The organism is Actinomadura sp. NAK00032, from assembly GCF_013364275.1.
Classification (GTDB): Bacteria; Actinomycetota; Actinomycetes; order Streptosporangiales; family Streptosporangiaceae; genus Spirillospora.
The window spans coordinates 5546209-5567141 of the sequence record NZ_CP054932.1 but is presented as its reverse complement, the minus strand read 5'-3'; the positions used below and the strand labels follow the sequence as shown (position 1 = coordinate 5567141).

Annotated in this window: 17 protein-coding genes and 2 pseudogenes; 12 read left to right on the top strand and 7 right to left on the bottom strand. The window is 69.6% G+C overall.

What is annotated here, in order from left to right:
* Positions 1 to 1906: 1906 nt before the first annotated feature.
* Positions 1907 to 2041, bottom strand: a complete 135-nt coding sequence (locus tag HUT06_RS45310; protein ID WP_302931834.1) for a hypothetical protein — start codon at positions 2039 to 2041, stop codon at positions 1907 to 1909.
* A gap of 253 nt (positions 2042 to 2294) precedes the next feature.
* On the opposite strand from HUT06_RS45310, the pseudogene HUT06_RS26020 reads away from it, so the two are divergent.
* The 3 genes and pseudogenes from HUT06_RS26020 to HUT06_RS26010 all read left to right on the top strand — a co-directional run.
* A pseudogene (locus HUT06_RS26020) lies at positions 2295 to 2443 on the top strand (transposase); the annotation flags it as partial.
* A gap of 351 nt (positions 2444 to 2794) precedes the next feature.
* Complete coding sequence (locus tag HUT06_RS26015) at positions 2795 to 3154, top strand: hypothetical protein (RefSeq protein ID WP_176198116.1); 360 nt, start codon at positions 2795 to 2797, stop codon at positions 3152 to 3154.
* 3 nt (positions 3155 to 3157) lie between these two features.
* A complete protein-coding gene (locus HUT06_RS26010) occupies positions 3158 to 5092 on the top strand; it encodes a caspase family protein (RefSeq protein WP_176198115.1) in 1935 nt (644 codons plus the stop codon).
* A 70-nt stretch (positions 5093 to 5162) separates the two neighbouring features.
* Here HUT06_RS26010 and HUT06_RS26005 read toward each other — a convergent pair.
* Positions 5163 to 5937 (bottom strand): annotated as a pseudogene (locus tag HUT06_RS26005) (transposase).
* A gap of 395 nt (positions 5938 to 6332) precedes the next feature.
* Entirely contained in the window at positions 6333 to 6638 is a 306-nt protein-coding gene (locus tag HUT06_RS26000) for a cupin domain-containing protein (protein ID WP_254715799.1), read from the bottom strand.
* A 948-nt stretch (positions 6639 to 7586) separates the two neighbouring features.
* Between HUT06_RS26000 and HUT06_RS25995 the strand changes: the two genes are divergently transcribed.
* The 4 genes from HUT06_RS25995 to HUT06_RS25980 all read left to right on the top strand — a co-directional run bounded on the left by HUT06_RS25995 (position 7587) and on the right by HUT06_RS25980 (position 11040).
* A complete protein-coding gene (locus tag HUT06_RS25995) occupies positions 7587 to 8060 on the top strand; it encodes a DUF4389 domain-containing protein (RefSeq protein ID WP_368406990.1) in 474 nt (157 codons plus the stop codon).
* Between the two features lie 90 nt (positions 8061 to 8150).
* Complete coding sequence (locus tag HUT06_RS25990; protein ID WP_176198113.1) at positions 8151 to 9191, top strand: zinc-dependent alcohol dehydrogenase family protein; 1041 nt, start codon at positions 8151 to 8153, stop codon at positions 9189 to 9191.
* Between the two features lie 99 nt (positions 9192 to 9290).
* Positions 9291 to 10124, top strand: a complete 834-nt coding sequence (locus tag HUT06_RS25985) for a universal stress protein (RefSeq protein WP_176198112.1) — start codon at positions 9291 to 9293, stop codon at positions 10122 to 10124.
* 55 nt (positions 10125 to 10179) lie between these two features.
* Positions 10180 to 11040, top strand: coding sequence for a universal stress protein (locus tag HUT06_RS25980; protein WP_176198111.1), 861 nt, complete (start codon positions 10180 to 10182; stop codon positions 11038 to 11040).
* Between the two features lie 462 nt (positions 11041 to 11502).
* Here HUT06_RS25980 and HUT06_RS25975 read toward each other — a convergent pair whose 3' ends face one another.
* Positions 11503 to 13935, bottom strand: coding sequence for a glycoside hydrolase family 65 protein (locus HUT06_RS25975; RefSeq protein ID WP_176198110.1), 2433 nt, complete (start codon positions 13933 to 13935; stop codon positions 11503 to 11505).
* Positions 13936 to 14123: 188 nt separating this feature from the next.
* Here HUT06_RS25975 and HUT06_RS25970 point away from each other — a divergent pair, with 188 nt between their 5' ends.
* Positions 14124 to 14999 (top strand): universal stress protein, encoded by an 876-nt coding sequence (locus tag HUT06_RS25970; protein WP_176198109.1) that lies wholly within the window; start codon positions 14124 to 14126, stop codon positions 14997 to 14999.
* A 24-nt stretch (positions 15000 to 15023) separates the two neighbouring features.
* On the opposite strand, the gene HUT06_RS25965 is transcribed toward HUT06_RS25970, so the two are convergent.
* Both HUT06_RS25965 and HUT06_RS25960 read right to left on the bottom strand, forming a co-directional pair.
* Complete coding sequence (locus HUT06_RS25965; protein WP_176198108.1) at positions 15024 to 15545, bottom strand: HPP family protein; 522 nt, start codon at positions 15543 to 15545, stop codon at positions 15024 to 15026.
* A 65-nt stretch (positions 15546 to 15610) separates the two neighbouring features.
* Positions 15611 to 15925, bottom strand: a complete 315-nt coding sequence (locus HUT06_RS25960; protein WP_176198107.1) for an SHOCT domain-containing protein — start codon at positions 15923 to 15925, stop codon at positions 15611 to 15613.
* A 259-nt stretch (positions 15926 to 16184) separates the two neighbouring features.
* On the opposite strand from HUT06_RS25960, the gene HUT06_RS25955 reads away from it, so the two are divergent.
* The gene (locus HUT06_RS25955) at positions 16185 to 16682 is read left to right on the top strand and encodes a flavodoxin domain-containing protein (RefSeq protein WP_176198106.1); all 498 of its coding nucleotides are present in this window, start codon (positions 16185 to 16187) and stop codon (positions 16680 to 16682) included.
* The gene (locus HUT06_RS25950) at positions 16679 to 16984 is read left to right on the top strand and encodes a universal stress protein (protein ID WP_176198105.1); all 306 of its coding nucleotides are present in this window, start codon (positions 16679 to 16681) and stop codon (positions 16982 to 16984) included. Before HUT06_RS25955 ends, HUT06_RS25950 begins: the two co-directional genes overlap by 4 nt.
* Positions 16985 to 17072: 88 nt before the next feature.
* On the opposite strand, the gene HUT06_RS25945 is transcribed toward HUT06_RS25950, so the two are convergent.
* On the bottom strand, positions 17073 to 17753 hold the full coding sequence (locus tag HUT06_RS25945; RefSeq protein ID WP_176198104.1) for a response regulator transcription factor: 681 nt from the start codon (positions 17751 to 17753) through the stop codon (positions 17073 to 17075).
* Between the two features lie 175 nt (positions 17754 to 17928).
* Here HUT06_RS25945 and HUT06_RS25940 point away from each other — a divergent pair, with 175 nt between their 5' ends.
* Positions 17929 to 18939 carry a hypothetical protein gene (locus HUT06_RS25940; RefSeq protein ID WP_176201624.1) on the top strand — a complete coding sequence of 337 codons (1011 nt, stop codon included), beginning with the start codon at positions 17929 to 17931 and terminating at the stop codon, positions 18937 to 18939.
* Between the two features lie 60 nt (positions 18940 to 18999).
* A complete protein-coding gene (locus HUT06_RS25935; RefSeq protein WP_176198103.1) occupies positions 19000 to 20718 on the top strand; it encodes a GAF domain-containing sensor histidine kinase in 1719 nt (572 codons plus the stop codon).
* Positions 20719 to 20933: the final 215 nt, after the last annotated feature.

Genomic DNA, 20933 nt, shown 5'->3' with positions numbered 1-20933 from the left:
CGGGGCTGAGCCTAGGTGATAGGTAGGTGTTCGCCCAGCGAACGGACGATCCCCGCGTACGCGGGGCTGAGTCGTAGTGCCGGGAGATCGGGACCTCCCGGACGGGACGATCCCCGCGTGCGCGGGGCTGAGCGTGGACACGTCCCGGACCTCACACCCAAGGATGGACGATCCCCGCGTGCGCGGGGCTGAGCGCGCGTAGGCGTTGAAGGTCACCGCCGTGACAGGACGATCCCCGCGTGCGCGGGGCTGAGACCCGGTCGCGCCCTCAGCCTGGGCGGCGAAGTGGACGATCCCCGCGTGCGCGGGGCTGAGAAGCTGAACGCGCTGCAGGTGTGGGCGAAGGCGGGACGATCCCCGCGTGCGCGGGGCTGAGGGCCATACCCTTTTGCACAGGACCACGCAGCAGGGACGATCCCCGCGTGCGCGGGGCTGAGCCAGGGGTGCGGGGGCTCGCTAAATTAGCCGGGGGACGATCCCCGCGTGCGCACGCGGGGATCGTCCGGCTCATCATCGCTCCGTAGTGGCGTAGAGGCGCTCAGCCCCGCGCACGCGGGGATCGTCCGCGACCCTGCTGAGCGTTGCGGCAACGCGTCGCCTCAGCCCCGCGCACGCGGGGATCGTCCGCGCGTTCCACGCCTCGACCATGCCGGGCGCGTCTCAGCCCCGCGCACGCGGGGATCGTCCTTGCGAGGATGATTCCCGCGAGCGTTACGGGAACTCAGCCCCGCGCACGCGGGGATCGTCCGTTGAGGTGCGCGGTCTCGGCGCCGCGCTTGAGCTCAGCCCCGTGCACGCGGGGATCGTCCCCCGAGCCCCGGGGCGCGGAACCGCTCTTTCCACTCAGCCCCGTGCACGCGGGGATCGTCCCTGGGCACGCGACGGCTGCATCGACCGCATCACCTCAGCCCCGCGCACGCGGGGATCGTCCGACGCGCTGTTCGAGCTCCATCGTGAGCGCCTGCTCAGCCCCGCGCACGCGAAGATCGTCCCGCGCCCGCCAGGTCCCGCACGCCGCGCAGCAGCTCAGCCCCGCGCACGCGGGGATCGTCCACGGCCCCGTCCCCCACGACACTGGGGAGACGGCTCAGCCCCGCGCACGCGGGGATCGTCCCGCCGACCTGAACCACCTCGCCACCCACCGCCCCTCAGCCCCGCACACGCGGGGATCGTCCGAGGCGACCGTGGCTAGGTCATCCGGCACTCGGCTCAGCCGCGCACGCGGGGATCGCCCGACGTGCTTCACCGCTGCCCGGCCACCACATGCTCAGCCCCGCGCAGGCGGGGATCGTCCCAGCGCGAGCGCGTGCGCCAGTACGGCAACGCCTCAGCCCCGCGCACGCGGCGGCCGTCCGCCGAGATGGCAACTGGGTGTTGGTCCGCGATGGGCACTCGGACAACAGCGCCGCCCACCGCCACGCCGGGTTCGGCGTCCACGATTCCAACTGGTACTTCGTTCCCCGCGCGTGCGTTGAGGACCGCGCCGGTCGGCTGCACTGACCACCTATCGACAAAGTTCCTTCGCTCTCGGCCCCCCGGGGGCCGAGAGCGAAGGAACTCATGGTTCACACCGGGGGCGTACCGAGGGGATATCAGTGTCGTGTGGGCGGAGAGGGGCCGCATACCAGGCCCTGGATGCGACCCTCGTGCATGCCGTGCCGGAGGCGGCTGCCGAAGGCAGCACGATCGCGCGGGTCGCCGAGCAGGCCGGGACCTCGCGCAACACGGTGTCCAAATGACGGTCCCGGTTCCTGGCCGATCGGCTGGAGGGCCTGACCGATGAGCCGAGCCTCGGCCGGCCGCGCATGATCAGCGATGCCTTGGGCACGGCGGCGTCGGTGAGCTTGAGGAACCGCAGGAACTCGCGGTGGCGATTGCCACCGGCAGTGCTGGGTGATCACCGACCTCAACGCCAGGTCCAAGGCGCCGAACAGGCTGGTGTGGTGCCGTGCTGGACGTAGTCGTGGGTCATCCGCGCCGGGATGGTGGGCATGATCGGGGCGACGCGGTCAATCGCCTGCATCTGGCTCTTCTCGTCCACCGCGAACACGAGCGCGTTCGCGGCGGGTCCAGGTACAGCCCGACCATGTCGCGGACCTTGTCGACGAACTGCGGGGTCGTTCGACAACTTCCAGTTCTGCACGGTGTGCGGCTTGAGGCCGAACGCCCGTCAGATCCGCGAGACCGCCGACTGCGACATCTCGGTCGCCGCCGATATCGACCGCGTCGACCAGTGGGTGTCGGCGCACGGCCTCTCCTTCAGCGTCTTGGTCACCACCTGCTCGACTTGCTCCCTTGATCTGCACCTGGTGCTGGACAACTACGCCACCCACAAAACCGAGGCCGTCAAGAAGTGGCTGCTCCGCCACCCCGCTTCCACCTGCACTTCACCCCGACCAGTTCGTCTTGGCTCAACCTGGTCGAACGCTGGTTCGCCGAGCTCGCGGCAAAGGATGACGATGACGCGCTGCCAGATGGCGTTCATCCGTGGCGTCCATGGCAGGATCCTGACGATCCGGTCGATCGGCTTCGGACGCCTCGTCGAAGGCGCCGGTGAAGATGGGGCCGCGGTCGTGGATGAGGAAAACTTTCGAACCGTTCCTCGGTGGTTCCGCCTTGGAGCGATTCATTGATCGTTCTGGGCTTTCCTGGGGCTCCTCCGTTGCTTCAGCGCCTTTATTGTCACAGGTGGCCTCATAGCGCACGGTGAACTACCGTGGTCGCAAGGCATCTAGTGAACTACAGCAAACCCCACAAATCACCCAACGCATCCAAGCTGCATCATGGAGTATGCATGGACGTGCGATTTTCGATCAGGGGAAGCGACCAAGCACCGGAACTTGAATCGCTCGCCGACTGGCTCAAGGGTGAACCAGACCTGGCGGGACGGGTCCGACTGGACGCGCCCCTTCCTCGCCCCGGCGAGATGGGATCGGCGGCTGACACCCTGATGGTGGCACTCGGTTCGGGCGGTGTCGTGTCCGTCCTCGCGGCCTCACTCAAGGCGTGGTTGGCCCAGCCGCGCCGATCCGACATCCGGCTGCTCGTCCAGGGCGAGCAGGGAGAGAAGATTGAGATCGAGGCGAAGCGCGTCGGCCGCGAAGACATCGAGGGTCTCCTGCGGGAAGCGCTCCACGCGGGGCGGCCGGAGTAGTTGATGCGGCTGCCCGATGCCGACCGGTCACGTGTCGTCCTGATAGGCACCACGCGCTACGCGGATGAGCATCTGCCGGATCTGCCCACCGTCGGACAATCGCTGGCGGATCTGGCCCGCGTACTCACCGATCCTGAGGACGGGATCGTCCCTGCGGGAAACTGCACCACGATCATGGACGAGGGCGACATCCGTCGACTCGGCCGCACCCTCAAAGTGTCGATGTCGCGGGCCGAGGATCTGCTTCTCGTCTACTACGCCGGGCACGGCCTGGTCGGCGGGAAGCGCCACGAGCTGTACCTCGCGCTGCCCGACAGCGAGTGGGGCTCGCCCGAGTTCAGCGCCCTGGAGTACGAGAAGCTTCGCGGTGCGATCCTCGACAGCCCAGCGTCCAGCAAAGTCGTCATCCTGGATTGCTGCTTCTCCGGTCGGGTGCTGGCCGAGCTGATGTCCGATCCGGTCACGTCGGTGCTCGGGCAGATCGACGTCCACGGAACGTACGTGCTCACCTCCGCCCAGCGTGACCAGGTCGCCCTCGCCCTGCCCGGTGAGAAGCACACCGCCTTCACTGGACGGCTCCTCACTTTGCTTGAAACCGGGATCCCGGACGGACCCGAACTCCTCACGATCGAGTCTCTCTACCAACGTCTCCGCGCCGTCATGAAGGCCGAGGGCCTCCCCACTCCCGAGAAGCGCGCGACCCGGACCGCTGAACTCATTACGCTCACACGGAACCGCAACAGATCAGCGGCTGGTACGCCGCTGGCTCCCCCATCAGGAGTGGTGGAGTCGAAGCAGACGAAGACGGCCTGGGATCCGTTCCGCCAGGATCGTGGCAATTCCGAGAACGAGTACACGTCCTTCGAGACCCGCCGCCGACTCTACTGGATCATCACGGTGATGTTGGGCGTTCTCGGAGTCGGCCTGATCGGCGGATCGCTTCTCCCGGCCACCGCGGTCGGCTGGAGGGCCGCGCTCGGCGCGGCCGGCGCTTTCGTAGTCCTGCTCTGCGCTGGCTTCTTCGGCATGGCCCGAAGGCCGCTACGGCTGGAGATCGGGCGGCAGGGCATTCAAGTCTTCGCGCGGAGCGGCACATCCTGGCTGCCCTGGACAGTTCTCGACAAGGTGACGATCGAGCGCATCGGCGGAGTCCATCACGTTGTCGCCCTCCTGGAGGAGGCCGAGATTTTTCCCGATTTCGACGCCTTCGGTGGCGGTCCGCGGTTTCTGGAGCGAACTGGGAAGCTCGACATATGCGCGATCAGTATCCTTCGTGCCGGTCGCCACGACATTGCTCGCGCACTGGTCACTTACGGCGGCGGCCTTCTCAGTGCCGAAGCCCTGCCCCGTCCGCCGATCGACATGTCCGGCGAACGCTGGGGCGACGCCCTGGCGACGGCGAGAGTGGTCGAGCAGGATCGGCACCAGCGCCCCGTCGACCGGCGCTTCAGCGCCCCCGAGCAGGCGGCCGTGGCGAGAGACGCCTTGATGCGCGAGTTAGCGGTCCCCCGCCAAGGAGAAGCAACACCGCATGTCCGCCCCTGGGTCTGGACCCCACGCTCCGGCGGGGCACCACTCACTGAACATGGACGACAGACTGGTGTTGAGCTGCGCTTGTCGTACTATACGAACATTCAGATTTCGCAAATGTCCAGCGTTGCCTATTCCCCAATGCAGGAACTGCCTCCCGTGGCCCGAACCCGCCAAGGCCAAGAGCGGTTGGTCTGGAGGATTGTCGCCAGTGTTTGCTTCCTCTTCTCCGGGATCATGGAGTTCGGGGCGATTGGCGCGGCCGTTACAGGCGGCTTCCCGGATACGGTGAGCGCGATCATCGGAAACGTCATGTTCGGGGCCCTCTTTCTCACGTTCGCGCTGGTGCTCGCCCGAGAGGCCCTGATCGGCAAGCGCAAGTGGAGTCAGCGACTTCCAAGGCCCTAGAAGCTGTCCCGTAATGGTGGAGGCGTGGTTCCGGGCGTGCCGCGGTGAGGTGGCGCGCCCGAGGGCCGGATCAGCTGTCCATCGCCAGATTGTGCATGAGGGCGATGCCGCGGGTGGCGTGGTGGACGCCGTCGCGTTTGCGGCGGCAGTTGCGCAGGATGTTCCACCACTTCATGCGCGCGAAGACGTGCTCGACGCGGGCGCACCCGTTTGTGGACGGTGTTGAGTTCGTGCTGCCAGGCGGGCAGTTCGCCGCCGTCGCGAGGCCGCCGGTAGGGCATGATGACCTGCCGGTTTCCCTGGTAGCCGCCATCGGTCATCACGTGCGTACCCCTGCATGCCCGGTCCGCGCCCGAGTCGCGGAAGGCGGTGCAGTCGTTGTGATTGCCCGGTACCGGACGTCCGACCTCGACCACCAGCCGGGTGTTGGCGTCGATGACGACCTGCATGTTCACCGAGTACCGGTAGTTCTTGGACGAGGCGGTGACCATCCGGTCGTGGACGGGGACGAGTGTGCCGTCCACGATCAGCACCGTGTCCGGGCTGTGTCGGCGGGTGACCGGGGCCAGTGCGAGCAGCGGCGCCAGGTGGTCCACGACGCGGTGCGCGGCGGACTTGGACACCCCGAACAGCAACGCGACCTGCCGCAGCGTCAGGTTGGTGCGGTAGTACACCGCGATCAGCAGCACCCGGTCGGCCAGCGGCAGCCCCCAGCGCCACCCGGTTCCGGTCCGCTCACCACCCCGACCTGCAACGATCCGCCCCAGGCGGCGGAACTGCCGCACCGACAGGCCGGTGAACACCGGCACCCACTCGTCCCGATCAGCCTTGATCACCCACTCCACATCGAGATCAACGATCTTGAACGCGCGGCGTTACGGGACAGCCTTTAGGGACCTTTTTTGCATGCGCTTCTTGGAACGTGCGTGCTTTACCTCCCGTCACTTGCTGAACCACAAGAAGCGATTCAAGTTCAGCAGCTACTCCAGTGCATCGTGTATCGGTGAGGTGGTCCAGGCCAGGCTGGGGGATATATCAGGCTCATCTCGAGTTCTGCGTTATCGGGTTAGAAGTCACCTACCAGCATTGCAAGCTTGTCATTCTGGGTATCGAACGCTGTCGCTCTATCCCATTATGTATGGCTACCGGCGGTCCTCAGTGCCACTCTGCATCGCCTGCTATCAGCGCGTTCCGCGACATACGAGCAAGCAACGAGCGAACACGGCTCAGTGCCATGACCTCACGGGAGGCGGACGCGGCGTCGGGGAGTGATTGGCGGCGAACATTTGTGAAATCTAGATGATCGCGTGGTACGACAAGCGCAACTTAACACCAGTCTGCTGTCCGTGCTCGCTGAGCGGCGCCCCGCCGGAACGCCTGGTCCATACCCAGGGGCGGACATGGAGGCGGGTTCGCCGGAGTCGTTGTGGAAGGCGTGCAGACCGCCCACCGGCACGTACGCGTAGTCGCCTGAGGTGGAGTTGATCCAGCGCCGGCCGTCGAACAGCCGCATGGTGCCGGAGAGGATGAAGAACGACTCCGACATCGACTTGTGGAAGTGGGTGCTCGGCCGGCTGGCCTCCGGGCCCATGTCCACCCGGTACAGGACGAACTCCTCTCCGGTCGAGGTGGTGGTGGGCAGGTAGTGGTAGGCGGCGCCCTGGGCGCCAGCGGGACCGGCGGGGGCTTGGCGACGAAGTCGGGCGCCGCACTCGGTCTAGGACTACTCAGTCCCGGAGGTCGCTGCGGTACCCGTTCGGTCCTGAGCCGGAGCGGATACGCCTGTGCCGAAGACCAGGGCCAACTTGTATTACCCGCTGATTGATGGCGACGCTGCGGTGAAGATGGCCGTGGCGTCGTCACAGCCGGTCGGTGACGGGGGTCGAGCAGGCCGGCGAGACGGCATGGTGTACCCGCTGGTTGTCGTACCAGCCGAACGCCTTTACCGGTCGCGCTGGACCGGGTAGGCGTCAAGACGCCGGAGGGCGGGTCGCCGAGAACGTCTCGGGACACGATCGGGTGCGGGTGGTACCGGATGATCGTCGTGAATGGGTGAACAGGTCCGCGATCAGTCACCTCTGCGCGCATACCAGAGCGGACTCCACACGTTGCAGTTCGGGCTGGAGTGGGGGACCAACGCGCCGCGGAGGCCGGGGTGACCTTAGTCCCAAAAGGATATGGACATTACTCCCTACAGTGCGGCGGTCGTGGCGATGACGGTTGGAGTAGGTGGTGCCTGACCGTCATCGTGCGGCTGGGACGCCCGATTGAAGGAGGCCGACGTGGACGGTCAACAGGTGCCGGTCAGGGTGGACGGCCGGTTGGACGAGCCGCTGTCACGGTGGCTTTGGCTGCTGAAGTGGCTGTTGCTGATTCCGCACTACATGGTGCTGTTCTTCCTCGGAATCGCGTTCGCGGTGCTCACGGTGGTCGCGTTCTTCGCGATTCTGTTAAGGGCCGCTATCCACGGTCGATCTTCGAGTTCAACGTCGGGGTGCTGCGCTGGGCGTGGCGGGTGGCCTTCTACGGCTACGGCGCGCTCGCCACGGACGAGTACCCGCCGTTCACGCTGCAGGACGTGCCCGATTATCCTGCCCGGCTGCGTATCGACTACCCGGAGCAGTTGTCGCGGGGGCTGGTTCTGGTGAAGTGGTGGTTGCTGGCGATCCCGCACTACCTGGTGGTCGCCCTGTTCACCGGTGGGGGCATCGGTGGCGATGGCGCGGGATGGAGCACGGTCGGCCTGGTCGGGGTGTTGGTCCTCATTGCCGCCATCGTGTTGCTGGTCAGTACTCGTTATCTGCGCGGCATCTTCGATCTGGTCATGGGCATGAACCGGTGGACGCTGCGTGTGGCCGGCTACATCTTCCTGATGACCGACCGGTATCCGCCGTTCCGGCTCGACATGGGCGGTGCGGAGCCGGCCTCTGAACCGGTGAGCGCCGGGATGCGCGGGCAGGGACGTTAGCGCCCGCGTACGAGGACGGTAGGCATCACCGGCGTCGCTCCACCGGATCTGACTTTGGAACTTCAGCCGTATCGATGAAGGAGGCATTCCATGAAGGCGATGGTGTACCACGGCCCTGGCGACAAGGCGTGGGAAGAGGTGCCCGAGCCGCAGATCGTCGAGGACGGTGACGCGGTCGTCCGGGTCGACGCGGTGACGATTTGCGGGACGGACCTGCACATCCTCAAGGGAGACGTGCCGGCGGTGACCGATGGGCGGGTCCTCGGGCACGAGGCGGTCGGAACGGTCGAGGCGGTGGGCCCGGCAGTGCGGACGGTCAAGCCCGGTGACCAGGTGCTGGTGTCGTGCATCACCGCGTGCGGGACCTGTCGGTTCTGCCGTGAGGGCCGGTACGGGCAGTGCCTGGGTGGCGGCGGGTGGATCCTGGGCCACAAGATCGACGGGACGCAGGCCGAGTACGTGCGGGTGCCGTTCGCCGACACCTCCGTGCACCGGGTGCCTGAGGGGGTGCCGGTACAGGACGTGCTCATGCTGGCCGACATCCTGCCGACGGGCTATGAGGTCGGCGTGCTCAACGGTGCCGTCCGTCCCGGCGACACGGTCGCGGTCGTGGGCGCCGGGCCGATCGGGCTGGCTGCGATCATGGGGGCGCGGCTGTTCAGCCCGAGCCGCGTCATCGCCATCGACCTCGCGGACAGCCGCCTGGAGGCGGCCGAGCGGTTCGGCGCCGACATCACCGTCAACAACTCCCGGCAGGATCCGCTCGCGGCCGTCCGGGACCTCACCGGCGGGCTCGGCGCGGACGTGGCCATCGAGGCGGTCGGCGTCCCCGACACCTTCGAGTTGGCGGTGACTCTGGCCCGGCCGGGCGGACACATCGCCAACATCGGCGTGCACGGCGCACCGGCCGCGCTGCACTTGGAAGAGCAGTGGATCCGGGACATCACCATCACCACGGGCCTGGTCGACACCTCCTCCACACCGACCCTGCTCCGGCTGGTCGCCGGGCGCCAGATCGACGCCGCGCGATTCATCACCCACCACTTCACCCTGGACGAGTTCCCCAAGGCCTACGACGTTTTCGCCGATGCCGCCGCAACCGGGGCGCTCAAGGTCGTCCTGACCCGCTGAACCAGCGAGGGGACCTGCGGCCCCGGTGGCGGCGGCAGGTCCCCGTCTTCGTCTTGGCGTCAGAAATGAATGTGAACGATGACTCAGGAGGTATGACCGATGCCGGCTCCGATCGTCGTGGGAATCGATGGTTCTGCGCATGCGTGGCGCGCGCTGGACTGGGCGGCGGACTATGCCGACCGCCGTCAGCGACCGCTCCTCCTGGTGCACGGCTCGCGCGCACTGCTGGACGAGGGGACGATCCCGCCGGACGCCCTGCGCCGCCTGATCGCCGAACGCGAGGACCTGCTCGGCGAGGCCCGCCGATACGCGCTGAAATTCCGCCCGGACATCGGCGTTGAGACGCGGCTGGTGCCGGCCGACCCGGGCCGGACGCTGGTGGAGCAGAGCGAGCACGCGGACCTGGTGACGGTGGGATCGCGCGGCCAGGGCGGCTTCGAGGGCCTGCTGTTCGGGTCCGTCGGCCTGCACGTCGCCGCGCACGCCCGCTGCCCGGTGCTGGTGGTGTCGCGTTCGGCCCCGTACCCGTCCGACGCGCCGGCGGACATCGTGATCGGGATCGAGGGGCTGCACGGCGAACGCGCCTCCATCGAGTGGGCGTTCGAGGAGGCCGCCTCCCGCGGCTCCAGGATCCTCGCCCTGCACGCGGTGGGCGGCGAGTTCTCCCCGCGCCGCCGGGTCATCGAGGACCTGGAGCTGGCGGAGTCCCTGGCCGGCCACCGGGAGCGCCACCCCGGCGTCGCCGTCGACCAGATGCTCTCCGATCGGACTCCCGCCCGGGCGCTGGTGGAGGCGTCCGAGAACGCGGTGCTGGTCGTGGTCGGTGCGCGGCGCAGGCGCGGTCCCCTGGCCGGGATGGCGCTGGGGCGGGTCAACCACACGGTCCTGCACCACGCCCGTTGCCCTGTCGTCGTCGTCCCTGACGGCGGCTGAGGTTGTCACAGATCTTGTCAGACGGTCCTTGGGGACTGAGGAAGAGGAGCTGACCATGTCCGATCCGATCACCGTCGGCGCCGACGGCTCGGTGCCGTCCGAGCGCGCCGTGGCTTGGGCAGCCGACGAGGCGGCCCGACACGAGCGTGACCTGAGAATCGTGCACGCCATCGAGAAATGGCCTTTCGACATACCGCTGACCACCGCACCCGGAGAGGTGGGTTCGCTGTCGCGCGCCGGCGGTGAGGTGCTCGCCGGCGCCGAGCGCGTCGCGAACGCGCGCCGCCCCGAGGTGCCGGTGAGCGTCGAGCTGGCGTCCGGACGCGCCGTGCGGGTGCTGGCCGAGTGGTCCAGGGAGTCGTTCGAGCTGGTGGTGGGGCATCGCGGCCTCGGCGGCTTCGCCGGCCTCCTGCTGGGGTCGGTCGGGCTCGGAGTCGTCCGGAACACCGCGTCCCCGGTGGTGCTGGTCCGCGGCGAGCGCAAGGCCGAGCGGGCCGAGATCGCCGTCGGCGTCGGTCTGGAGGACGATTCCGCGGCCCTGCAGTACGCGTTCCGGGCCGCCGTGACACGTAACGCGAGGCTGCGGGTGGTGCACGCCTGGCCGTTCCCGGAGGCGCTGGACGAGCCGGGGGCCGGGGGCGACCTGCGGCGCATCGAGGAGCGGGCGCGATGGCGCGTCATCGAGGCGCACGCGCCGATGCGTGAACGCTTCCCAGGCGTGGACGTGGTCGAGGACATCGTCCAGGACAACCCCGCCGCCGCCCTCGTCACCGCGTCGCGGGACGTCGATCTGGTGGTCGCGGGCACGCGTCCGCGCACGGGACTGACGGCGCCGCGAAGTCACGCCGTGACGCACGCGCTCATCCACCACGCGCACTGTCCGGTCGCGGTCGTCCCCCACGCCACCGGTGCCTGAAGCCGACGCGTGGACGGCCACGGTCTCCGTCACCCCCACCGGTGCGCGCGAGACGGCCTTTCGCCGGGGCCGGTCTTGGCCGGTGCTGGCGCGATGAGAACGACCGGGCACGGCGCATGGCGCAGGCAGGCGCCCCGGACTGGTCCGATGACGTCAGCCATGGGAGAGTCAAAGCGGCGGTCGCCCAGGACGGCAGCGGCCCAGCGATGCCTCCAGGGGCGCCGCCGATCCATCCACTCCGACCAGGATCCGGCGAGAGCCGGAGGAGTACGTCATCGTCCTCATCTCACGTGTGGGTGAACGAGAACAGAGGGCATCGAACCGAGTACTCGATGCGATGCCCTCCGCCGGCCGGATCCGCACCCGGATGCTCCACGCTCCTCGTCGGCGGGTGCACCTTCATGGCTTCGCCGGAAGCGGATCGCCCCCGCGGCCATGAGTCATACGTGGCCGGGACCAAGGTCACGTAGGACCGGGCCTCGCGGGAGTCAGCGGTCCTCTGCCGAGGTGGAGCGGGCTTTCCCAGCACGCGCCGGGTTGGATCGCGACGTCCTCGTCCCCATAGCGGATGCGGATGGGGGAGGCGGCGCCGGGCCGGAGCGCCACGCGGATGAGGTCCTGCCGGCAGGTCAGGTCGATGCCCCAGTGGCCCCGGTAGCGGAGTCCGAGGCGGAGTTCGCCGATCGCCGTGGGCAGCCGCGGCTCCAGGTGCAGGGCTCCGCCGCGGGTGGTGATCCCGGCGTGGCAGCGTTGGACGAGGTCGACGGTGCCCGCCATCGCGCCGAGGTGGATGCCTTCGGGGGTCGTGCCGTGCTGGGCGTCGGTGATGTCGCTGAACAGTGAGTCCAGGAAGGTGCGCCAGGCCGTGTCCCCGTCGGTGTGGGCGAGGATCCAGGCGTGGACCAGCGAGCTGAGGGTGGAGCCGTCGCAGGTGCGCGGCAGGTAGTAGCCGATGGTTCTGGCGGTCAGGGCCGGGCCGTGGTCGTAGCCGAGCTCCCGCAGGATGTCGTCGAGTTCGCCGGGGGCCAGGACGTAGTAGAGCATCAGCACGTCGGCCTGCTTGGAGGCCTTGTAGTGGTTGGTGGAGTCGCCTTCGGCTTCGAGGATGCGGTCCAGCCTGCGGATGTCGCCGTACCGCTCCCGGTAGCCGGCCCAGTCGAGTTCGACCAGGTCGGCGTAGCCGTCGAACTGGCTGATCACGCCATCGTGGAACGGGACGTACATCTTGTGCGCGACATCCTCGAAGCGGGTGATCTCCTCGCGGGTCAGGGCGAGCCGTTCCCGCAGTTCCGCCCGCCGGTCCTCGGGCAGCGCGGCGAGCGCGTCCAGTGCCCGGCGCAGCACCCAGGAGGTGAGGACGTTGGTGTAGGCGTTGTCGTCCAGTCCAGGTTCGTCCCGTCCGGGGTGGGCGTCGTGGTATTCGTCGGGGCCCATGACGCCGTGGATCCCGTACCGGTCGGTGGAGCGGTCGTAGACGGCGAGGCCGGCGAAGAAGCGGGCGATTTCCAGCATGATCTCGGTGCCGTGCTCGGCGAGGAACCCGGTGTCGCCGGTCGCCTCGTAGTACCGCCAGACGTTATGGGCGATGGCCAGCCCGACATGGCGCTGCAGGTGCGAGTGGTCGGGCAGCCACCGGCCGGACCGTGGGTTGAGGTGGACGCGCTGGGTCTCCTCGCGGCCGTCGGCCGCGCTCTGCCACGGGTACATCGCGCCGCGGTGCCCGGCATCGGACGCCGCGCGGCGCGCCGCGGGCAGGCGCCGCCACCGGTACATCAGCAACGCTCGGGCGATCTCGGGGAACCGCATGGTCAGGAACGGCAGGATGAACAGTTCGTCCCAGAAGACGTGGCCGCGGTAGGCCTCCCCGTGCAGGCCGCGGGCGGGGACGCCGACGTCCAGGTCGACGCTGTGCTCGGAGACCGTCTGCAGCAGGTGGAAGATGTGGAGGTTCAGGACGCGCTGCACGTCGACGTGGTCGACGCTGAGCTGGCAGCGCCGCCAGAGCCGGGACCACGCCAGTGTGTGCCTTTCCAGGAGGGCGTCGAAGCCGCCGGCGCATGCGGCGGCCGCCAGCGCCGCCTGGGCGGGCTCTTCAATGGCGCGGTCGCGCGAGGTGAACACGGCGGCGATCTTCTCGATCGTGACCGGTTCGCCTTCACGGATGTCCGTGGTCAGATTCTGGCCCGTCCAGCCGTCCTCGATGCGGTGGGTGCGCTCGGCGGGGAGGGAGACCCGGGTGCGCGCCGCCACCGCGACGCCGATACGGGAGGACACCGTCGACGACCGCAGCAGAAGCAGTTCCGGGGCGCTCGGACGCGGGCTCTTCTCGTGGCCCAGGTGTTTCTGGGGCAGGTTCCGGTACCGCTCCACGCCGGCGTTGACGACGCGGCCGTCCAGCGCCGACACGATCTCGATCGGGCCGCTCCAGTCCTCGGCCACGATGGTGGTCTCCAGCGCGGCCAGGTGGGGGTCGTCCATGGACACGATCCGGCGCTGCGCCACCCGCGACGTGCGTCCCCGCGCGTCGCGCACGCGCACCAGCCGGGTCAGGACGCCGCGCCGCAGGTCGAGCTCCTGCCTGTACGACAGCAGCCGGCCCTCGCGCTCGGCGTGGTCCGGGTTGAACCAGTCGCCGCCGGACGGTCGGAAGGCCAGGGGCAGCCAGTTCGGCATGTTGACCAGATCGGCGTTGTCGGTCTCCAGCCCGTCCATCTCCACCGGCAGCCGGTCGTAGCAGCCCGCGATGTACGTCCCTGGATAGTGGACGCCGTCGGCGGACGACTCGGGGACGGCTCCCCGGGTGGCGAAGTAGCCATTGCCCAGCGTGCACAGTGCTTCCCGCAGCCCTTCGGCGTCGGGGTCGTAGCCGTCGTAGGCCAGAGTCCACCGGTCCATGGTGTCTGCTCCCGCCGTCGTCCGGGATCGTCCGGAGGGCATTCCCGGCCCTGACACGTTCTCACCGTCCGGCTGGGGCGGGCAGTGCCGGATGGCCGCCCGTACCTGGGACCTTCGGCCCCTGCGAGGTGTTTGCGATCCGCCGAACCTGAAATTGAGTCCATAGCGGGGGCGAAGGGGGAGGACCGATGGTCGCACTGCCACGGGTCCAGCGGCCGAACATCCTGTTCGGCTATGACGGGACCGAGGAGAACGAGCCGGCGTTGCGCTGGGCGGTCGAGGAGTCCCGGCTGCGGGAACTCGACCTGGTCATGTGCCATTGCTGGCATTGGCCCTATCCGCCGGGGCATGTGGACGCCGCCGTCGAGGCGATCGTCCAGCGGGCCGGGGAGAACCTGCTGCGCGAGGGCGCCCGCAAGGCCATGGAGCTGGGCGCGGGCGGGAAGGTCTCCACGCTGCTCAGGCGCGAGCCCGTCACCGAGACGCTCGTTGAGGAGTCCGACGACGCGGAGCTGATCGTCGTGGGCTCCCACGAGCGCTACCGGCTGCTCAACGGGTCGACGGCGGTGCAGTTGCCCGCGCGCACGCGCCGCCCGGTGATCGCCGTCCGCGGCACCGGAGGGCCGCGCGGCCTCATCGTCGCCGGCGTCGACGGGTCGGCGGGCGGAGACGCGGCGCTCGGCTTCGCGATCGAGGAGGCCGCCTTCCGCGGCTTCGGCCTGCGCGTGGTCTACGGGGCCTGGGAGCCCGGCGCCGTCCCCGAGCACGAACTGCCCCTGTTCACCGACAAGAACCGGCTGTTCGAGGCCCGGACCGCCATGCTGGACGAGGCCGTCCGGCCGTGGAGGCGGCGCTATCCGCAGGTCGGCGTGCAGGTGTCGCTGCTGCTGGAGCGTCCCCGCGAGGCGCTGCTGGCGGCGGCCGCGGACGCCGATCTGCTGGTGGTGGGGGACCGTGGCGCAGGGGGTCTGGATCCGCTGCTGCTGGGCGCGACGAGTTCGGCGATGCTGCACCACGCCCCTTGCGCGGTGGCGATCGTCCCGCAGCACCGGCCCGCCGCCTGACACCACGGGTGCGGCGGGGGCGGCTCAGCCGGGCGGGATGCTGCTGGAGCCGGGGTGGGCCGGGGGAGTGCTCGGCAGCACCGGTTCGATCCGGTAGAGGGAGGGCATGCCGCCGCTGCGCGGGGCGATGTCGCGCTCGGTGCCGGCGAGCGCGCCGATCAGGTCGCGCGCGGTGATCAGGCCGGCCAGTGCGCCGTGGTCGTCGGTCACCGGGATGAAGTCGTTGCCGGATTCGAGCATGGCGCGTGCCGCCTCGCGGATGGTGGCCCAGGGCCCGACGGTGGCGGGCGGCCCGGTCGGGAGGAGGTCGGTCACGGGACGGCGGGCCTGCCGCGGGGCGGCGGCGTTCCATGTGGAGGTGAGGGTCTGCGCGTCTACGACGCCCAGGAAGGCGCCCTCGTCATCGGCGACGGGCAGATGGTGCACTTGCGCCTTGCACATCAGCTCCCAGGCCATCAGCACCGACTCGCTCGCGGCGATGGTCAGCAAGTTCCGGGTCATCAGTTCGGCGGCGGGGCGCTGTTCCAGCGGCGGTTGCTCGGTCATGGTCCCTCCTGGCGGTTCACCCTGTCGGGGCTTGCATGTCCGGCGCCTGCCCGACGCGGCACCGGTCAAGCGTGGACGTTGCGTCCATCGAGGTTGGCCAGCCGTTCGTCGTACTCCTCGGTACTGATCTCTCCGCGGGCGTAACGCTCGGCCAGAATCTCGCGTGCGCGCTCCAGCCCGGGCCTCCCGGAGCCAGGCGTGCGGGCGCGGCTCGATGTCGCGGCACGGGCGGCCAGCCAGGCCGCCGCGCCGATCACGGCGACCCAGAACAGGACCATCACCGTCCCCCACAGCCACATCCAGCCGGACCAGCCGCCGTTTCCCATGTGCCCCCAGCCGCCGCCGGGAGCGCCGATCACGAAGGCGTACCCGATGTTCATGACCGCACCTCCTTCTACTGCCAGCCTGCGCCGCCCATGCGTGCACACCCAGGGCCGAAGGTCCTCCGCAGGGACGGACAAACGCCTCTGAACAACGCGCCCCTCGATCGGCGAGGCTCAGAATCCAGGAGGTGACCGCGATGGACGGGCGAGCCGTCCGGGTGGGGTTCGAACCTCGCCTGAGCCGCTTGCGAAGGCACAAGGCGCCGAGCCCGGTCGCGGTCGTCTGTGAACGCGACGTGAACTTCGAGGAGCCGTCATGATCCGAGTGCTGGTGGCGTACGCCTCCGAGCGCGGAGGGACCGCCGAGATCGCCGGCTGGGTCGGCGCGGCGCTGCGCCAGGCGGGCACGGAAGCCGATGTGCGTCCCGCCGGCGAGGTTGCGAGCCTGGACGATTACGACGCCGTCGTGGTCGGCGGTGCGTTGTACGAGGGGCGGTGGCATTGGGAGGCGCGCCGCTTCGCCCGGCGCCACGCCGGCGAGCTCGAGCACCGGCCGGTGTGGCTGTTCAGCAGCGGCCCCTTGGACCACACTGCCCGGGAAGGCGTCATCGAGCCCGTTCCCGGCGTCTCCAAGTTCGCCGCCCGGCTGCACGCCCGCGACCACGCCACCTTCGGCGGATGCCTGTCCCCGGACGCGAAGGGCTTCCTGGCGTCCAAGATCGCCAAGCGGATGAGCGGCGACTACCGCGACCGCGACCAGGTCGCCGAGTGGGCCGCCGGCATCGCCCGCGAACTGCGGAAGGTCGCCGTATGAACAAGATCGTCGTGGGTGCGGACGGCTCGGAGCCGAGCCTGCACGCGATCGACTGGGCCGCGACCGAGGCCGCCCGCAGAGAGGCGCCGCTGCACGTGGTCCACGTCGTTACCCCATGGTTGTTCGACGTTCCGGACGACCCGGGGGCGGCGCAGGTCCGCGAGCAGATGCTGCACGACGGTCACCGCGTCGTCGACATCGGTGCGGCTCGCGCCCGCGAGCGGCTGCCGGGTCTGGAGGTGTCGGGGGAGCAGACCGGTGTCCCGCCAAGGTGCTCATCGACCGGGCCCGGGAAGCACTGATGCGGGCTGCGCTGGGATCGGTCAGTCATGCGATGCTGCTGCGCGCGCACCGCCCGGTGGTCATCGTCCGCGGACGTGCTTGAGCGTCCTACTCGTGCCGTTTTCTGGAGTCGGCCTTGAGTTGGGCGGCGAGCGCGGCGGCCTGGGTGCGGCGGCTCATGCCGAGCTTGGCGAAGATGCTGGAGATGTGATTCTTGACGGTCTTCTCCGCGAGGAAGAGCCGCTCGCCGATCTGCCGGTTGGTGAGGCCCTCGCCGATCAGGTCGAAGATGTGGCGCTCCTGGTCGGTCAGGGCCCTGAGCGGGTCCTGCTTCTCCTGCCGGTCGCGCAGCCGCTGGAGCATGCGGGCGGTGGAGCGGGGGTCCAGGAGGGACTGGCCGGTGGCGACGGTGCGGACGGCGCCGACGAGGTCGGAGCCGTGGATCTGCTTGAGGACGTACCCGGCGGCGCCCGCCATGACGGCCTCGAACAGGGCGTCCTCGTCGTCGAACGAGGTCAGCATGAGGCAGGCCAGATCGGGCAACTGGGAACGGATCTCGCGGCAGACGGTGACGCCGTCGCCGTCGGGGAGCCGCACGTCCAAGACGGCGACGTCGGGACGGGCGGCGGGGATGCGGGCGAGCGCGTGGTCGGCGGTGCCGGCCTCGCCGACGATCTCGATGTCGTCCTCGGCCGACAGCAGCGCCGCGACCCCGCGGCGGACGACCTCGTGGTCGTCCAGCAGGAACACCCGGATCGTCCCGGCGGCCTCGCGGTGCGGGCTTGTCATCGCATCATCCCCTGCTTTGGCGGTGATGTACGAACGTTACCCGGTGGGCAAGGATTCCTATCGGGAGTACGGGATCGGTCGGTGCGGAGGTCCCGGCGGCGTCGGACGTTCGTCCCTGCAGGTCATCCGGATTCCGGGGCATGAATAGAGATAGCGGATTCCGAAGGGAGTGACCATGCAGTACAGCAATGCGGTACGTCCGTCTGAGCAGGTGTCGGCCGATGCCCGCAAGGCCATCGAGGACGCGGTGTGGGCTCCCTCGGTGCACAACACTCAGCCGTGGCGGTTCGCCTTGCGGGGGACACGGATCAGCCTGAGCGCGGACAGCGACCGCCGCCTGGGCGTGGCGGATCCCGACGGCCGGGAGATGCTGATCAGCTGCGGCGCGGCGCTCTACAACCTGAAGACCTCGCTGCGTGCGCTCGGCTACGAGCCGAAGGTGCGGATGCTGCCCGACCCTGATCGCCCGCACCTTCTGGCCGACATCGACCTGGAGCCTGGGGAGCGTCCCAGCCAGGAGGTTCTGCGGGAGCACGCGCAGATCCGGCGGCGCCGTACCCATCGGGGCGGGTTCCGTGCGGAGCCGGTGCCCGCGGGGGTGCTGGCGGCGATGCGGCAGGACGCCGAGCGTGAGGGCGCGCGGCTGGTCGAGGCGGTGGACGCGCACGTCACGGGAGCGTTGGCGGCGCTGACCGAGGCGGCCGAGCACGTCCAGCGGCGGTCGCCGGCGTACGCGGCGGAGATCGCCAGGTGGGCGCCCTCGCCGCGGACGGCGCGGTCGGACGGCGTCCAGGAGCAGGCCTACCCGCAGCGGGCCCCGCAGACCGCGCCGCACTTCCCGGCCCGCGACTTCGCGCGCGGCCACGGGTGGGGCGCACAGGGCGCACAGGACGGGGGAACGGCCCTTGTCGGGTTGACGTTGCTCCTGGTCTTCGACGGCGATGCGCCCGCCGATTGGCTGCGGGCGGGGCAGGCGCTGCAACGTGTGCTTCTGAGGGCCGCGGAACGCGATCTGGCAGCGGCCTTCCACACCCAGGCCCTTGAAGTTCCCGAGCTGCGCACCTTCATCAAGGCCCGCTTCTGCGCCGGTGCCCAGCCGCAGATGCTGTTGCGCATGGGCTTCCCCGAAGGGGAGGAGTTGGGAACGGTGCGCCGCCCGACCGAAGAAGTGATCGAGGAGACATGATCGGGTGCCCGAGAAGGTTCCAGAGCTGACATTCCCGCTCACGGCGGGAATACTGGACGCATGGCCGACGATCTCGGGGCCGGTGACGATCGGGCCAGGCTCGTTCTCCCGCACCTGCAACTCGACGACCTGCTGGCCGAGCTCCAAGCGCGGCTGGAGGCCGCGCGGGCGACCCGTGACCGGGTGCACGCGCTGCTGGAGGCCGTGGTCTCGATCGGCAGCGAACTGGATCTGGAATCGGTCCTGCGGCGGATCATCGAGGCGGCGACCACCCTGGTGGACGCGCGATACGGAGCCCTCGGCGTCATCGACGAGGAAGGGGAACGGCTCGTCCAGTTCATCACCGTGGGGGTCGGTGAAGACGAGATCGAGGCGATCGGGCACTGGCCGCAAGGGCACGGCATTCTGGGGTTGTTGATCCGCGAACCGCGGGCGATCCGGCTACCGGATCTGGCCGGGCACCCCGACTCCGCCGGTTTCCCGGAGAACCATCCGCCGATGCGAGCGTTCCTGGGCGTGCCCGTCCTGGTGCGCGACGAGGTGTTCGGCAACCTGTACCTGACCGAGAAGGCCGACGGCGGCGAGTTCGATCCCGAGGACGAGGTCGTGGTGACGGCGCTGGCCACGGCGGCGGGCGTGGCGATCGAGAACGCGCGGCTGTACCAGGAGACGCGGCGCCGGGAACGCTGGTTGCAGGCGTCCACGGAGATCTCCACAGCGCTGCTGTCGGGCACCGACCCGCATGAGGTGACGGTGCTGGTGGCGCAGCGCGCCCGCGAGATCACCGACGCCGGCCTGGCGACGGTGGCGCTGGCCGATGAAGACCGGCGGGCATTCCAGGTGGAGGCATCAGACGGCGATGGCGGCGAGCGGCTGGAGGGCCTGCGCGTTCCGCTGGACCACTCGGTGATCGGGCCGGTGTTCACCGGGGGCGTCTCGCTGCGACTGGCCGACGGCGGTGAGGCGGCGCGCGAGGCGAAGGTGCCGACGCAGGTGCCGGTGGGTCCGCTGCTGGCGGTTCCGCTGGGGGTGGGGGACGCGGCGCGCGGCGTGATCTCGGTGGTCAACCCGCCGGGCGGGCCGGTCTTCTCGGAGGGGACGCAGCGGCTGCTGGAGGCGTTCGCCGGGCAGGCCGCGGTGGCGTTGGAGCTGGCCGACCGGCGCCGCGACACCGAGCGGCTGGCGCTGCTGGAGGACCGCGACCGGATCGCCAAGGACCTGCACGACACCGTCATCCAGCGGCTGTTCGCGACCGCGATGACGCTGATGGCGGCGATCAAGATCACGCAGAAGCGGGAGGTGGCGGTCCGGATCCAGCGGGCGGTGGACGACCTGGACGACACCATGCGCCAGATCCGTTCCACGATCTTCGCGCTGCAGGCGCCGGTTGACACCGGATCGCTGCGCAGCCGGGTGCACACGCTGGTGGACGCCGCCGCCGAGCAGCTGGGCTTCGCGCCCTCGGTGCGGCTGGACGGGCTGCTGGACACCGCCGTCGACGACGACACGGGCGAGCACTTGCAGGCCGTCGTCCGGGAGGCGTTGTCCAACGTGGCCCGGCACGCCCACGCCTCGCGGGTCAGCGTGGCGATCGACGTCGGCGACGAACTGTGCCTGCGGGTCGAGGACGACGGCGTCGGCATCCCCGAGGGAGGCCGCCGCAGCGGCCTGCGCAACATGGGCGAGCGGGCCGGGAAACTGGGCGGCTCGTTCATCGCCGAGCCCGGCCCGGACGCCGGAACCGTCCTTACCTGGATGGTGCCGCTCAAGGACGCCTGACCCGAAGCAACGTCCCTGCCACGACTATCGAGCCCATGACAGGGACGCCGATCACATCAGCGCTGCCCGGGTGGCGGCGGTGCCGGGCCTGTCTTCGCCAGCAGCGGCATTCTCGTGGCAAGCGCGACGCTGGCCGCAGGGACCGAAGCCCCGTGACCGATGGGTCTTTAGGTCCTCCGTACAGCGGGACGCGGGGCCCTTGGTCCCGTCAAGCG

Bases quoted from the DNA above. Each gene is read 5' to 3' on its own strand.
- HUT06_RS25945 (WP_176198104.1), bottom strand. From the start codon at position 17,753: ATGACAAGCCCGCACCGCGAGGCCGCCGGGACGATCCGGGTGTTCCTG.
- HUT06_RS26010 (WP_176198115.1), top strand. From the start codon at position 3,158: ATGCGGCTGCCCGATGCCGACCGGTCACGTGTCGTCCTGATAGGCACC.
- HUT06_RS25940 (WP_176201624.1), top strand. From the start codon at position 17,929: ATGCAGTACAGCAATGCGGTACGTCCGTCTGAGCAGGTGTCGGCCGAT.
- HUT06_RS26000 (WP_254715799.1), bottom strand. From the start codon at position 6,638: ATGTCGGAGTCGTTCTTCATCCTCTCCGGCACCATGCGGCTGTTCGAC.
- HUT06_RS25950 (WP_176198105.1), top strand. From the start codon at position 16,679: ATGAACAAGATCGTCGTGGGTGCGGACGGCTCGGAGCCGAGCCTGCAC.
- HUT06_RS25965 (WP_176198108.1), bottom strand. From the start codon at position 15,545: ATGACCGAGCAACCGCCGCTGGAACAGCGCCCCGCCGCCGAACTGATG.
- HUT06_RS26015 (WP_176198116.1), top strand. From the start codon at position 2,795: ATGGACGTGCGATTTTCGATCAGGGGAAGCGACCAAGCACCGGAACTT.
- HUT06_RS25970 (WP_176198109.1), top strand. From the start codon at position 14,124: ATGGTCGCACTGCCACGGGTCCAGCGGCCGAACATCCTGTTCGGCTAT.
- HUT06_RS25985 (WP_176198112.1), top strand. From the start codon at position 9,291: ATGCCGGCTCCGATCGTCGTGGGAATCGATGGTTCTGCGCATGCGTGG.
- HUT06_RS25990 (WP_176198113.1), top strand. From the start codon at position 8,151: ATGAAGGCGATGGTGTACCACGGCCCTGGCGACAAGGCGTGGGAAGAG.
- HUT06_RS25935 (WP_176198103.1), top strand. From the start codon at position 19,000: ATGGCCGACGATCTCGGGGCCGGTGACGATCGGGCCAGGCTCGTTCTC.
- HUT06_RS25975 (WP_176198110.1), bottom strand. From the start codon at position 13,935: ATGGACCGGTGGACTCTGGCCTACGACGGCTACGACCCCGACGCCGAA.
- HUT06_RS25960 (WP_176198107.1), bottom strand. From the start codon at position 15,925: ATGAACATCGGGTACGCCTTCGTGATCGGCGCTCCCGGCGGCGGCTGG.
- HUT06_RS25955 (WP_176198106.1), top strand. From the start codon at position 16,185: ATGATCCGAGTGCTGGTGGCGTACGCCTCCGAGCGCGGAGGGACCGCC.
- HUT06_RS25980 (WP_176198111.1), top strand. From the start codon at position 10,180: ATGTCCGATCCGATCACCGTCGGCGCCGACGGCTCGGTGCCGTCCGAG.